Raw genomic sequence first — 13196 nt, 5'->3', positions numbered from 1 at the left:
AACTCAGGGTAACTTTCACCGGTTATCAGCAGGGTGGCGCAAAGATTACAAATCCGTTAGCCAAGGCTCTGGCTCAAGGTTCTGTATTAATATCCGGGCACTGAAAGCGAGTGCACTGCCCGTTTTAAAACATTCGCCAATCAACTTTCAGATCCTTCCAGGTGCAGGGGACCGAGCACACTCGCTACCCATGTTCAGCGCCGTTTCCAGCAACTTTCCTTACTGCCTGTTATTCACCGAGAACCTCACCCGCATGCGAATCCTGGTTATCGAAGACGAACTCAAAACTGCCGAGTACCTGCATCAGGGGCTGACCGAAAGCGGCTATGTGGTCGATTGCGCCAATACCGGCGCGGATGGCCTGCACCTGACCCGTCAGCACGCCTACGACCTGGTGATTCTCGACGTCAACCTGCCGCAGATCGACGGCTGGGGAGTGCTGTCCCAGATCCGCCAGAACAGCAACACCCGGGTCATGATGCTGACCGCCCAGGGCCGGCTGGCAGACAAGATCCGCGGCCTGGACCTGGGCGCCGATGATTACCTGGTCAAGCCGTTCGAGTTTCCCGAGTTGCTGGCACGGGTCCGCACCCTGATGCGCCGCAGCGAACAGAAACCGGTGCCGGATGTGTTGCGCGTCGCCGACCTGGAGCTGGATCAGAGCCGCCACCGGGCCTTTCGCGGCAAACAGCGCATCGACCTGACCACCAAGGAGTTCGCCCTGCTGCACCTGCTGATGCGCCAGAGCGGAGTGGTGCTGTCGCGAACCCAGATCATCTCCTTTGTCTGGGACATGAACTTCGACTGCGACACCAATGTGGTGGAAGTTTCGATCCGCCGCCTGCGGGCGAAGATCGACGACCCGTTCGAACGCAAGCTGATCCACACCTTGCGCGGCGTGGGTTACGTCCTCGAAGAACGCGACTGAGGCGCGAGGCCGGGTTCGCCGGTGCGCCGGCTCCTGCGCATGCACTGCTCCTTCAATGTTCATGCACCTGCTGGTGAAACCCCGCCTGCTCGACCTGCAAGGTGACGTGGGCAATGTCGAAGCGCTCCTGCAGCAGCTCGGTGACCTCGGCCAGGATCGCCTGCTCGTCCCGTCCCGGCAGGTGCGCCACCAGATGGGCGCTGAGCACGTTCTTGCCGCTGGTCAGGGCCCAGATATGCAGGTCGTGCACATCGCCGATCCCCGGCACGCCGCGAATGGCTTGCTCCACCTGCTCGATGTCGACCCCGTCCGGCACGCCTTGCAGCAGCACGTTCATGCTCTCCCTGAGCAGGGTCCAGGTCCGCGGCAGCACCCAGAAGCCAATGGCCGCCGCCACCAGGGAGTCGACCCAGCCCCAGCCGGTGAACATGATCACCAGGGCCGCGCCAATCACCCCCAGCGAACCGAGCATGTCGCTCCAGACCTCCAGGTACGCGCCCTTGACGTTGAGGCTCTGGCTGCTGGCCGAGGCCAGCAGGCCCATGGCGATCAAGTTGACGATCAGCCCCAGCACGGCGATCACCAGCATCCCCGTGGACTGGATCTCGGCCGGGGCCTGCACGCGTTGCCAGGCCTCGAACAGGATGTAGAACGCCACCACGAACAGCAGCAGGGCATTGAAGGCTGCCGCGAGGATTTCGAAACGCGCGTAGCCGAACGTGCGCTTGCGGTCTGCCGGGCGCTTGGCGACCTGGATCGCCACCAGGGAGATGGCCAGGGCCAGGGTGTCGGTGAGCATGTGCGCGGCATCCGACAACAGCGCCAGGCTGCCGGTGACAAAGGCGCCGATGACTTCAGCGAGCATGAAGCTGGCGGTCAGCCCCAGGGCCATCCACAACTTGCGCTCATGCCCGGCCCGCGCCTGGCCGTGTTGGTGTCCTGCGCCCATGGAACATGCTCCTGTGGCTGAAAAGCGTCGGCCTGATGATAGTTCGATTGTCTGCGGGGCCGCGGCTGGATAAGCGAATTGTCATCTTGCGCTCATCCGCCGGACATCTGCGGCCGGGCTGTACCCAGCAGGCCCGGCACCGAAGCCCGAGCCCGGCGCCGGCAGCACAAGCCTCGGCGCGGCGGCCGCGCTCTTCTGCATCGACCGCGGCGCTGTAGAATGCCCGCTTCACTCTCAGCGCGAAGGGACCGCCATGCATCATCAGCCCTGGATCTTCGGCCTCGCTGTGACCCTGCTGCTCGGGGTGGGCGGCGGATCGTCTGCAGCCCGGGCCGCCCCGCTGGACTGCAGCCACATCGAGCTCAGCGAACAGGTCGACCGCTGCGCCCAGCAGGACAAGGAACGGGCCGACAACGCCCTCAATCAGAGCTATCAGGCGCTTTTGGAGCGGGTTCACAACCTGTATCCCAGGAGCCTGCTGCAAGAGCAGGAATACCTTGGCAAGTTGAAGAACGCGCAACGGGCCTGGATCAAGTACCGCGACAGCACCTGCGTGCTGGAGGCCTTCGAAGTGGCGCCGGGCAAACCGGCCCACGTCACCCTGATCAACCGTTGCGTGACCCGCCTGAGCAACGAACGCTCCCGCTACCTGGAGCAATTGCTGCCCCAATAGCCGCCTGCCGGGGCATGCGCAACGCTGCCAGGCCCGGCAAAAGCGCCATCAGGGCCGCGAACGCCGGTAGAACGGGCGCCGGCCAACGCCATGGGCAAGCAGGCACACCAGGCTGGCGAGCCAGGCACAACCCAGCATGCCCAGGCAGGATTCGCGCTCACGCAGGCGCTGCTGGCACAGCTCGGCGCTGTCACACTGAGCGACGCACCAGGGCTGATCGTCGCGGGTACAACCCAGCAGGTAACCCCGCAGGTGGCTCAGCAGCAGGGGCTGTCCGGACAGTTGTGTGAGCGGCACCTGGAGCCGGGTCAGCTCGGGGCTCAAGCGCAAGCGTTGGCGTTCGCCGCTATCGAGGTCTTCGACCAGCAGCGCCCCCGCCTCCACCGCGACCACCCGGGCACTGAGGCTGTCGGGGCTGGCGCCTTCCAGGCCATAGTCCACCAGGGTACTGCTCCAGGCCTCGATCAGGACAAACACCAGCCCCAGCACAAAGTTCACCAGCGCCGCTTGCAGCAGCGGGTCGAGGGCAGAGAAATTTCGCAAGGAACACAGCGTCGAACGAATCAAGACAGCTCCCGGAAACCCTGGCGCGGGCCGCGTTTTCCGAGAGAGTAGCGGGAAAAAACCGAGGGCTGAAAGCCATTTTTCAGCCCGTTTTCAGGGTGGATTCACCGGCCTTTTGGCGAAGGCTCTAGCTCGCTGTTTCGCCTGTTCACGGGCCGATGAAGAAAAGTCCTAATGCTGATCCACGGCGCAGGCGCCACCCGCCAGCGGCCGCTCCTCGCCCACGCGTCCGCCGAAGTAACCGGCACTGATCACGCCCACCGCGCCCATCAGCGCGCAATAGATCACGCAGATCCACGGGCTCCAAGGCATCAGGGCGATCAGCAGCAACGGGGTGGTACTGGCCCAGAGGGCGTAGGCGATGTTGTAGGTGAAGGAGATCCCCGACACGCGAATCCGCGGGGGAAACAGGCTGACCATCACCGACGGCACCGCCCCCACCACGCCGCAACCCAGGCCGGCAATGGCGTAGGCCAGGCCGATCCAGGTGCCACCGCTGATCAGGCAACCGTAGAGCACGGCGATACCCAAAGGCAGCAGCAGGCTGTAGAGCATCACCGTGCGCCAGGCGCCCAGGCGGTCGACGATCAGCCCCGCCAGCACGCAGCCGATGTTGAGGAAGACAATGCCCAGGCTGCTCAGGGCAAAGGTGTGGCTGGCGCTCATGCCGAAGCTCTTCTGCATCATGGTCGGGGTGATGACCACGAACACCACCACCGCCGAGGTCAGCACGCAGGTCAGGATCAGCGCCGGCAGGATCGCCAGCCGGTGCTCGCGCAGCACGGTGCGCAGGGGCAGCTCGGCGGCGCTCTCGCGCTGCTCCTGCAACGCCATGAACACCGGGGTTTCGCTGAGCCAGCGGCGCAGCCAGACGCCGATCACGCCAAACACCCCGCCCAGCAGGAAGGGATAGCGCCAGGCGTGGTCGAGGATTTCCTCGGGGCTGAAGACCCGCGCCAGCAGGGTCGCGGTCAGTGCGCCCAACAGGTAGCCGAAGGTCAGCCCGGCCTGGAGAAACCCCAGGGCATAGCCGCGATGGGCCCGGGGCGCGTGCTCGGCGACGAACACCCAGGCGCTGGGCACCTCACCGCCCACCGCCGCGCCCTGCAGCACCCGCAGCGCCAGCAACAGCAAGGGCGCGAAATAGCCGATCTGGGCATAGGTCGGCATGCTGCCGATCAGCAGGCAGGGCAGCGCCATCATCAGGATGCTCAGGCTGAAGACCTTCTTGCGCCCCAGGCGGTCGGCGAAATGCGCCATGAGAATGCCGCCCAGGGGCCGGGCCAGGTAGCCGGTGACGAAGATCCCGAAGCTTTGCAGCAGGCGCAGCCACTCGGGCATTTCCGGGGGGAAGAACAGCTGGCTCAGGGTCAGGGCGAAAAATACGAAGATGATGAAATCGTAGATTTCCAGGGCTCCGCCCAGGGCGGCCAGGCCCAGGGTCTTGTAGTCGGCGCGGGAAAAGCGCGCCGGCGACGACTCGGTGGAAGGGGTCATAAAAGCAACTCGGAGGGTGGCAATCAGCAAGGCTGCACATGGTCTATGCAATCGTCCCGAGGGACAACCATCAGTCGTTGGCGACCTGGGCCATAGGTGCGCCCTTGGCCATGGCGATGGCCGCCTGGATCGCGGAGCGGGCCTGAGGGCTGTTTTTCCAGCAACTGGAACCGACCAGGGCCGAGGCCTGGGTCACGATGTCCAGGGCATCGGCGGCGGCCAACTGGGCCAGGGAGGTGATGCCCAGTTGTTCCAGGCGACCGACCACCGTCGGGCCAACACCCTTGACCTTGAGCAGTGCGGCGCGTTCTTCGGGGGAAAATGACATGTCGGTTGAATCCTTTGCAGTCCGTGGCAATTGCCGCATTCTTGCACAGTTCTCGGCCGCCTCAGCCTGGGGCGGCCGACCTCCTTATAAACATAAGAAACCCGAGGTACTCACGTGGCCGCTGATATTCAAGATAGCCGCTCCGCCCGCTTCGCCCTGCGCTGTTCGAACTGGGCCGAACGCTGGTTTCCCGACTCCTGGGTGTTCGCCGCGCTGGCGGTGATCATCGTCGCCCTGGCCACCCTGGCCATGGGTGCCAAGCCCACCGACGCCGCCATGGCCTTCGGCGACGGCTTCTGGAGCCTGATCCCCTTCACCATGCAGATGGCCTTCGTGGTCATCGGCGGATACGTGGTGGCCAGCTCGCCGCCGGCGGTGAAGCTGATCGACAAGCTGGCGCGCCTTCCCAGGAACGGCCGTTCGGCCGTGGCCTGGGTGGCGCTGATTTCCATGGTCGCCTCCTTGCTCAACTGGGGCCTGTCCCTGGTGTTCGGCGGGCTTCTGGTACGGGCCCTGGCGCGACGCAGCGAACTGCGCATGGACTACCGCGCCGCCGGCGCTGCCGCCTACCTGGGCCTGGGCGCGGTGTGGGCCCTGGGGCTGTCGTCTTCGGCCGCGCAGTTGCAGGCCAACCCGGGCAGCCTGCCGCCGTCGATCCTGGCCATCACCGGGGTGATTCCTTTCACCCAGACCCTCTTTCTCTGGCAGTCGGGAGTGTTGCTGCTGGCCCTGATCGTCGTCTCGCTGATCGTCGCCTACGCCACCGCACCGGGGCCCAATAGCGCCCGGGATGCCCAGGCCTGCGGGGTCGACCCGAGCTTCAGCATGCCCAAGCCACAACCGCGGACCCGCCCCGGCGAGTGGCTGGAGTACAGCCCGCTGCTGACCATTCTCCTGGCGCTGCTGGCCGCCGGCTGGCTGTACCACGAGTTCGCCACCAAGCCGGCGATCACCGCGATCTCCGGGCTCAACACCTACAACTTCCTGTTCCTGATGACCGGCGCGCTGTTGCACTGGCGCCCACGCAGCTTTCTCGACGCCGTGGCCCGGGCGGTGCCCACCACCACCGGGGTGCTGATCCAGTTCCCGCTGTACGGCTCGATCGCCGCGCTGATGACGGTGGTCAAGGGCGTGGACGGCCAGACCCTGGCCCACCACATCTCGACCTTCTTCGTGCAGATCGCCTCCCACGACACCTACGCCCTGTTGATAGGCCTGTACTCGGCGGTGCTGGGCTTCTTCATTCCCTCCGGCGGCGGCAAGTGGATCATCGAGGCGCCCTATGTGATGCAAGTGGCCAACGACCTGCAGTACCACCTGGGCTGGGCGGTGCAGATCTACAACGCCGCCGAGGCCTTGCCGAACCTGATCAACCCCTTCTACATGCTGCCGTTGCTGGGGGTGCTGGGCCTGAAGGCCCGCGACCTGATCGGTTTTTCCTTCGTCCAGCTGCTGGTGCACGCGCCCCTGGTGCTGGTGCTGCTCTGGGCCCTGGGCACCACCCTGGCGTACCTGCCGCCGGTCATGCCCTGAGCTGTCCACAGGCCCGCTGCGCACTACCGCAGCGGGCCTGAGGATCATTCTCCCCGAGCCTGGATCTCAGATTTTTCCAGGCTCTTGCCAGCAGGCTCCTGCAGCTTTCCTGTAGCCTTTGCGTCATATTCGATTGCTACCGTGCGACCGAAATACTTTGTAACGAATTCTCAGATCGACGAGCAAGGACCCGACATGAGCGACGATACCGATCAGCGCGACCTCCCCGAAACCACCGCCGACCAGCCCACCGACACCAGCCGCCGCCGCTTCCTCGGCGGCGTTGCCGTTCTTGGGGTCGGCGCCACCCTGAGCGCCTGCGCCAAGTCCGACGAGCCGACGAGCAAACCGCAGGAACGGCCGCTGTCTCCGGCGGAACTGGACAAGGCGCTGCGCGAGCAGGTGAAGAACGTGGTGGTGCTGTTCGCCGAGAACCGCAGCTTCAACAACCTGTTCGCCAATTTCCCCGGGGTGGAGAAGCCCTTGTCGGCGCTCAAGCCCGAGGCGTTCCAGCAGCGCGACCGTGACGGCAGCCTGCTGTCGAAACTGCCACCGGTCTGGGGCGGCATCCTCCAGGTTGGCCCGCAAACCCTGGACGGCGTCACCTACCCGGTGGAAACCCAGTTCCAGGAAAACCTGCCCAACGCGCCGTTCGCCCTCAAGGGCCCCAGTGGCGAGGACCTGCCCCTGGGCCTGGTGACCCGCGACCTGTGGCACCTGTTCTACCAGAACCAGATGCAGATCAACGGCGGCAAGAACGATGGTTTCGTGGCCTGGGCCGACTCCGGCGCCCTGACCATGGGCCACTACGCCCAGACCCGCTATTCCCTGCGCCTGTGGGATGTGGCCCGGGAGTTCGTGCTCTGCGACAACTTCTTCCAGGGTGCCTTCGGCGGCTCGTTCCTCAATCACCAGTACCTGATCAGCGCCAAGGTGCCGTTCTACCCGGACGCCGCCAACTCGGTGGCCAAGTCGCAGATCGCCACCTTGCAGGGCGACGACCCCAAGGGCACCCGCCTCAAGCCCCTGGACAAATCCCCGGCCAGCGCCCTGGACGGCGCCCCGCAGTTCGGCCCCAGCGCCCTGACCCCGGACGGCTACGCGGTCAACACCATGGCCCCGCCCTACTGGCCGACCTGGATCCGCGACCCGGAGCGCCCGGACTACGCCAAGCCCGACCTGCCCAGCGTGCTGGTGCCCCAGACCCACGAGCACATCGGCGACAAACTGTCGAAGAAGAACGTCGACTGGGCCTGGTACGGCGGCGCCTGGCAGGCGACCCTGGAGCAGTTCAAGGACTCCGGCGGGATTCCCAAGATCCCCAACTTCCAGTACCACCACCAGCCGTTCAACTACTTCGTGCGCCAGGGCCCGGAGAATCCGGCTGAGCGCGCCAAGCGCCTGCGTGACGGCGGCCTGGGGGATGAGTCGAGCACCAACAAGTTCTTCGCCGATGCCGAGGCCGGCAAGCTGCCGGCGGTGACCTTCTACAAGCCCCAGGGCAACCTCAACCTGCACGCCGGCTATGCCGATGTGGCCGCCGGCGACCGGCACATCGACCGCGCGTTGAAAGTGCTGCGCGAGAGCCCGCAATGGAAAAACATGGTGGTGATCGTCACCGTCGACGAGAACGGCGGCTGGTGGGACCACGTGGCGCCGCCCCAGGGCGATCGCTGGGGCCCGGGCACGCGGATTCCGGCACTGGTGGTGTCGCCGTTCGCCCGCAAGGGCACGGTGGATCACACGGTGTATGACACCGCCTCGATCCTGCGGCTGATCACCCGGGTGTTCCAGCTGGAGACCCTGGACGGCATCAAGGAACGCGACGAGGCCATGATCGCCCGCGGCCAGAAGCCCATGGGCGACCTGACCAACGCCCTGCACTTCAACGTCTGACCCCGGCGGGGCCCGCAACGGGCCCACCAGCCCCCGCAGGACCGAAGCTCAAGACCGGCTTCGGCTCTGCGGCAACGGCGCCAATAATAGCCATGTGACATCACGCACTTTACCCATCCACCCGGCGGGTAATATCCTGCGCGCCACTTATTTGTTTCATCAGTTTTCCGATTGGAAAGGGAGTTCGTCGTCATGATCGTAGGCATCGACCTGGGGACCACCAACAGTCTGGTGGCGGTCTGGCGCGACACCGCCAGCGAGCTGGTGCCCAACGCCCTGGGCCAGCTCCTGACCCCCAGCGTGGTGGGTCTGGACGATGAGGGCCGGGTCCTGGTGGGGCAAGCCGCCAAGGAGCGCCTGCACACCCACCCGCACCTGACCACCGCACTGTTCAAGCGCTACATGGGCAGCGCCACCGAAGTGCGTCTGGGGGATCGACTGTTTCGCCCGGAAGAACTCTCGGCCCTGGTGCTCAAGAGCCTCAAGGAGGACGTCGAACGCAGCTACGGCGAGCCGGTAGAAGAAGCGGTGATCAGCGTGCCGGCCTATTTCAGCGACGCCCAGCGCAAGGCCACGCGGATCGCCGGCGAGCTGGCCGGGCTCAAGGTGGAAAAGCTGATCAACGAACCCACCGCCGCGGCCCTGGCCTACGGCCTGCACCAGCGCGACAAGGAAACCTCGTTCCTGGTCTTCGACCTCGGTGGCGGCACCTTCGACGTGTCGATCCTGGAGCTGTTCGACGGGGTCATGGAAGTCCGCGCCAGCGCCGGCGACAACTTCCTCGGCGGCGAGGATTTCGACAGCCTGCTGCTGGAGCACTTCATCGAACAGCAAGGCCGGGCGGCGGACTTTCCCGAGCGCCAGAGCGTGCTCCAGGCCCTGCGCCGCGAAGCCGAACGGGTGCGCCGTGCCCTGGGCCAGGAGCCCAGCGCCGAGTTCAGCCTGCGCGTCGATGGCCGGCAATGGACCCAGACCATCACCCAGGCGCAGCTGGCGACCCTCTACACGCCCCTGCTGGAACGCCTGCGGGCTCCCATCGAGCGGGCCCTGCGCGATGCGCGAATCCGCGTCAGCGACCTGGATGAAATCCTCCTGGTGGGCGGCGCCACCCGCATGCCCCTGGTGCGCAAGCTGGCGGCGGGGCTGTTCGGGCGCTTTCCGTCCATCAGCCTCGACCCCGACGAAGTGGTGGCCCAGGGCGCGGCGGTCCAGGCCGCCCTCAAGGCACGCTCCGCAGCCCTGGAGGAAGTGGTGCTGACCGACGTCTGCTCCTACACCCTGGGCATCGAAACCTCCCAGCAGTACGGCAACCAGATCGAGGGCGGGCATTACCTGCCGATCATCGAGCGCAACAGCGTGGTGCCGGTGAGCCGGGTCAAGACCGTGCAAACCTTGCACGACAACCAGGAGCAGGTGCTGCTGAAGATCTTCCAGGGCGAGAGCCGCCTGGTGCGCGACAACGTCGCCCTCGGCCAGCTGGAAATGCAGGTGCCCAAGCGCCCAGCCGGCGAAGTCTCGCTGGACGTGCGTTTCACCTACGACATCAACGGCCTGCTGGAAGCCCAGGTGAGTATTCCCCTGACCGGTGAAAGCCGTTCCCTGGTGATCGAGAACAACCCCGGCGTGCTGACCCCGGAAGAAATCCAGGAGCGGCTCAAGGCCCTGGAGCAACTCAAGGTTCATCCCCGCGACCAGCAGGTCAACACCTTGCTCAGTGCCCGCCTGGAACGCCTGTATCAGGAAAGCCTGGGGGAGTTGCGCGAACAGATCGGCTACTGGGCCGGGCAGTTCCAGCAAGTGCTGGACACCCAGGACGAGCGCAAGATCCGCGAAGTGCGCAACCAGCTCAGTGAACAGCTGCAGAGACTGGAAAACGGCCACTGGCACTGAGGAGCGGCGACATGGATTGTTGGGCCCTGCTGGAACTGCCGGACGATGCCGATGAGCGCAGCATCAAGCGCAGCTATGCCAAACGCCTGAAAAGCACCCGCCCCGATGAGGATGCCGAAGGCTTCCAGCGTCTGCGCGAGGCCTACGAGCGGGCGCTGCAACTGGCCCGCTGGCGGGAGGACGAAGCCGACGACGGTTGTCCCGAGCCCGTCGCCGCGGCTCTGCCTGGGGACAACCTGCAGGCCTGGTCGGGGCTGGTTGAGATGAGCCCGTCCCTGGTGCCGCAGCCAACAGCCGCTGTCGCGCCAACGCCGGCACAGGCCCTGCTCAAGGGCCTGACCCTGGAGAACCTGCCGCAACGCTGGACGCAGGCTCAGGCTCAACGCTGCGCCCAGGACTTCCAGAACCGGCTGCTGGAGCACTGCTGCAGCCACCCCCAACAACGCGCGCCCCTGGTTGAGTGGGCGGTTCAACATCTGGAATGGCTGACGCCCTGGCAAAGCCTGTCGATGAGCGACGCGCAACAGTGCTCGCTGGTCGATGCCCTGCTGGACCATTACCGCCAGACCCTGGAAGAGCCGCTGCAAGCCAACCAGGAACGGGCGTTCCTCGCGCAGTTGACCCACTACAGCGAACAGCTGTGGCTGCAGATTTTCGATCACCGCCTGCAATGGCAAAGCACGGTGCTGATGCTGCTCAACGAGCAACAGTGGAGCGTGCCCCTGTTCGAACGGGTGTGCCAGGCGTTCGGCTGGGATGAACAACGGGGCGCCATCCCGGAGCCGGCCTGGATCTGGCACCAGTTGGTCCAGCGCTGTCAGCAGGAAACCTTCTACCAGGACCTGCAAAACAAGCTGCAGCAGGAACACAGCTGGGCACCTGAGGTACTGGCGGCGCAACTGCTCGCCAAGCCGCTGTCCCCGCGCCAGCAGCGCAATCTCACCCGCGGTTTTACCCAGAATGAATGGCAAGCCTGCCAGCAGCTGGCGCAGACCCTGACCTGGCGCTTTCCGCAACTGATCGAGCGCCTGCCCCAGAGTGACGTGTTCTATTGGCAGAAATTCATGCCCCAACCCTCCACCACAGGGGAAACATGGGTGCGGGCCTGGGCCGGCATCGCGCTGGCGTTCACCCTCTTTTTCATTCAGGAACGCCACGACCCGCCGGTGCTGGCGGCCATCATGGCGGCCTTGTGCGGCTGGCTGGTGGCGGTGCTCGGATTGTCGGCACTGTGCGCCTGGAACGCCGTGGCGCTGCGCTTCTTGGATCTGGACCTGTGGCTGAGCGAACGCCTGCTACCGAAACAGCTGCACAGGCCTCCTTATCGAAGACTGCTGCGCCACGGTGTGCCTTTCCTGGCCTTGCTGGCGCTGTTCGCCAGCCTGCTCGGCCTGCTGGGGATGCTGACGTACCTGGGCTTTACCCTGATCGGCGTCCTGCACCACAAGCGCATCGGCCATGTCAGCGAAGCATTCAGGCTCAAGCATCCCTGGCTGAGCGTCTTGCACTGGTCGCATTTCAGTCCCTGGCAACCGGTTTTCCTGGTGCTGATGGTGGCTGTCATCCGGGCTTGCCAGGTGTTCTACCCGGCCTTCCCGCTGACCCGGCTGATACCGGGCTGAGGCCTGCACAAGGGGGGCAGATTTTTTATCCGCTGTCTTTCTCTATCCACGGCGGTGTTTCAGTATGAACAGCCCCCGTGGAGGGGTTCACGCTGAAAAGGATCTGAGCATGTTCAAATTCGCAGGAATCTCCCTGGCCCTGGCGGCCGCCGCGTTGAGCACCAGCGTCATGGCCGATGTCGAGGTCGACCTGGGCAGCCCCCAGCGCGTCACCCAACTCTTCGCCTACCCCAACAACTGCAACGTGATCTGCTATCGCAACTGGACCCTGGAGGAGACGGTGGCTCACTACCTGACCCAAAGCGTGCAGCGCGATGGCTACAGCGCGGCCAAGGTCAGCGTGAAAACCGCCAACGACAAGGTTGTCGCCTCCATCAGCGGCGTGCCCCAGGGCTACGCCAAGCCCCTTAGCGCCCTGCTGGATGCCGGCGACCTGGCCTACAAGGGCGCCAGCCAGCTCAATAAGGACGGTCACTGGGATTTCAGCTGGTACCTGTTCCTGCCCCTGGGCATGGCCCTGGAAAACCGCAAGAGCGTGGAGCTGCTGCACTTCCCGCCGGATTATTCGCTGACCCACTACCAGGACTACCTGGAGTCGGCCACCACCGACCGCTGGGCTTCGCTGCTCACCGTCAACGGCATCGCCGCCGAGCAGACTCCGGCCTACCAGACCATCGTCGATATCGCGCCGATCGCCGCGCCCTCCAGCGCCGGCAAGAGCCTGGAAGGGGTCTACGGCTACTTCAACAGCTACCAGACCAGCATGGTCAAGCAGGTCAGCCAGAACGCCAGCGGCGCAGCCCTGCCGATGGTGGCTTTCGGGGCGCCGGTGCGTAACTGGCTCAAGCAGCAATACGGGGTGACGGTGAATGTGCTGGGCCTGGCGCAGATCAGCCCCAGCGAAGGGGTGAAGGTGCCGGTCCTGGGTGCCAACCACCCGAGCTACATCTGGTACGCGGCGGACCCGGCCAACTATGACAACGACGAGGCCAAGGCCGACGCCGCCGGGTTGAAAGTCATGGGGCAGGACTTGAGCGCGGCCTGCTGGCAGGCCGGCATGGGCAGCAAGCCGGGAACGGATCCGAGCACCCTGCTCAGCAGTTGCACCCAGACCTGGCAGGTGACCCAGAAAGAGCAGACCTGCGAACTGTTCTACACCTCGGTACGCAAGCTGACCGAGCAGCAGGCCGCGGCCAAGTGCACCAGTGCACCGGTCAAGACCCAGCTCAACCAGCTCAAGGCCCCGGCACCGGCGCCAAGCACCGAGGTGCCGCACCTCTGAAGTCCGCCGCTGGCCGCTGCGCCTTCACGCAGCG

General features: G+C 65.3%; 11 protein-coding genes. 7 read left to right on the top strand and 4 right to left on the bottom strand.

What is annotated here, in order from left to right; all coding sequences use genetic code 11:
- The first annotated feature begins 253 nt into the window (after window positions 1-253).
- Entirely contained in the window at window positions 254-928 is a 675-nt protein-coding gene (locus tag L1O02_RS05000) for a heavy metal response regulator transcription factor (protein ID WP_060841091.1), read from the top strand.
- 52 nt (window positions 929-980) lie between these two features.
- On the opposite strand, the gene L1O02_RS04995 is transcribed toward L1O02_RS05000, so the two are convergent.
- On the bottom strand, window positions 981-1877 hold the full coding sequence (locus L1O02_RS04995; protein ID WP_060844640.1) for a cation diffusion facilitator family transporter: 897 nt from the start codon (window positions 1875-1877) through the stop codon (window positions 981-983).
- Window positions 1878-2130: 253 nt separating this feature from the next.
- On the opposite strand from L1O02_RS04995, the gene L1O02_RS04990 reads away from it, so the two are divergent.
- Window positions 2131-2550 carry a lysozyme inhibitor LprI family protein gene (locus tag L1O02_RS04990; RefSeq protein ID WP_060841093.1) on the top strand — a complete coding sequence of 140 codons (420 nt, stop codon included), beginning with the start codon at window positions 2131-2133 and terminating at the stop codon, window positions 2548-2550.
- Window positions 2551-2598: 48 nt separating this feature from the next.
- Here L1O02_RS04990 and L1O02_RS04985 read toward each other — a convergent pair whose 3' ends face one another.
- The 3 genes from L1O02_RS04985 to L1O02_RS04975 form a co-directional block, all read right to left on the bottom strand.
- Entirely contained in the window at window positions 2599-3117 is a 519-nt protein-coding gene (locus tag L1O02_RS04985; RefSeq protein WP_235759642.1) for a hypothetical protein, read from the bottom strand.
- Window positions 3118-3285: 168 nt separating this feature from the next.
- Window positions 3286-4611: an MFS transporter gene (locus L1O02_RS04980; RefSeq protein ID WP_235759641.1), complete on the bottom strand. Its 1326-nt coding sequence runs from the start codon at window positions 4609-4611 to the stop codon at window positions 3286-3288.
- A 70-nt stretch (window positions 4612-4681) separates the two neighbouring features.
- On the bottom strand, window positions 4682-4939 hold the full coding sequence (locus L1O02_RS04975; protein ID WP_060841096.1) for a Pathogenicity locus: 258 nt from the start codon (window positions 4937-4939) through the stop codon (window positions 4682-4684).
- Window positions 4940-5053: 114 nt separating this feature from the next.
- Here L1O02_RS04975 and L1O02_RS04970 point away from each other — a divergent pair, with 114 nt between their 5' ends.
- The 5 genes from L1O02_RS04970 to L1O02_RS04950 all read left to right on the top strand — a co-directional run bounded on the left by L1O02_RS04970 (window position 5054) and on the right by L1O02_RS04950 (window position 13162).
- The gene (locus L1O02_RS04970) at window positions 5054-6472 is read left to right on the top strand and encodes a TIGR00366 family protein (RefSeq protein WP_060844643.1); all 1419 of its coding nucleotides are present in this window, start codon (window positions 5054-5056) and stop codon (window positions 6470-6472) included.
- Between the two features lie 195 nt (window positions 6473-6667).
- Entirely contained in the window at window positions 6668-8368 is a 1701-nt protein-coding gene (locus L1O02_RS04965; protein WP_060844644.1) for an acid phosphatase, read from the top strand.
- Window positions 8369-8560: 192 nt separating this feature from the next.
- Window positions 8561-10258 (top strand): molecular chaperone HscC, encoded by a 1698-nt coding sequence (locus L1O02_RS04960; RefSeq protein WP_108545173.1) that lies wholly within the window; start codon window positions 8561-8563, stop codon window positions 10256-10258.
- A gap of 11 nt (window positions 10259-10269) precedes the next feature.
- Window positions 10270-11880: a J domain-containing protein gene (locus L1O02_RS04955; RefSeq protein ID WP_060844645.1), complete on the top strand. Its 1611-nt coding sequence runs from the start codon at window positions 10270-10272 to the stop codon at window positions 11878-11880.
- A 109-nt stretch (window positions 11881-11989) separates the two neighbouring features.
- Window positions 11990-13162 (top strand): hypothetical protein, encoded by a 1173-nt coding sequence (locus tag L1O02_RS04950; RefSeq protein ID WP_235759640.1) that lies wholly within the window; start codon window positions 11990-11992, stop codon window positions 13160-13162.
- Window positions 13163-13196 lie beyond the last annotated feature (34 nt).

The sequence above is a fragment of the Pseudomonas sp. BC42 genome, assembly GCF_021560055.1.
Lineage (GTDB): Bacteria > Pseudomonadota > Gammaproteobacteria > Pseudomonadales > Pseudomonadaceae > Aquipseudomonas.
The sequence above is the reverse complement of the archived record's forward strand: the minus strand, read 5'-3'. Positions and strand labels throughout refer to the sequence as shown.

Bases quoted from the DNA above. Each gene is read 5' to 3' on its own strand.
- L1O02_RS05000 (WP_060841091.1), top strand. From the start codon at position 254: ATGCGAATCCTGGTTATCGAAGACGAACTCAAAACTGCCGAGTACCTG.
- L1O02_RS04995 (WP_060844640.1), bottom strand. From the start codon at position 1,877: ATGGGCGCAGGACACCAACACGGCCAGGCGCGGGCCGGGCATGAGCGC.
- L1O02_RS04990 (WP_060841093.1), top strand. From the start codon at position 2,131: ATGCATCATCAGCCCTGGATCTTCGGCCTCGCTGTGACCCTGCTGCTC.
- L1O02_RS04980 (WP_235759641.1), bottom strand. From the start codon at position 4,611: ATGACCCCTTCCACCGAGTCGTCGCCGGCGCGCTTTTCCCGCGCCGAC.
- L1O02_RS04975 (WP_060841096.1), bottom strand. From the start codon at position 4,939: ATGTCATTTTCCCCCGAAGAACGCGCCGCACTGCTCAAGGTCAAGGGT.
- L1O02_RS04965 (WP_060844644.1), top strand. From the start codon at position 6,668: ATGAGCGACGATACCGATCAGCGCGACCTCCCCGAAACCACCGCCGAC.
- L1O02_RS04960 (WP_108545173.1), top strand. From the start codon at position 8,561: ATGATCGTAGGCATCGACCTGGGGACCACCAACAGTCTGGTGGCGGTC.
- L1O02_RS04955 (WP_060844645.1), top strand. From the start codon at position 10,270: ATGGATTGTTGGGCCCTGCTGGAACTGCCGGACGATGCCGATGAGCGC.
- L1O02_RS04950 (WP_235759640.1), top strand. From the start codon at position 11,990: ATGTTCAAATTCGCAGGAATCTCCCTGGCCCTGGCGGCCGCCGCGTTG.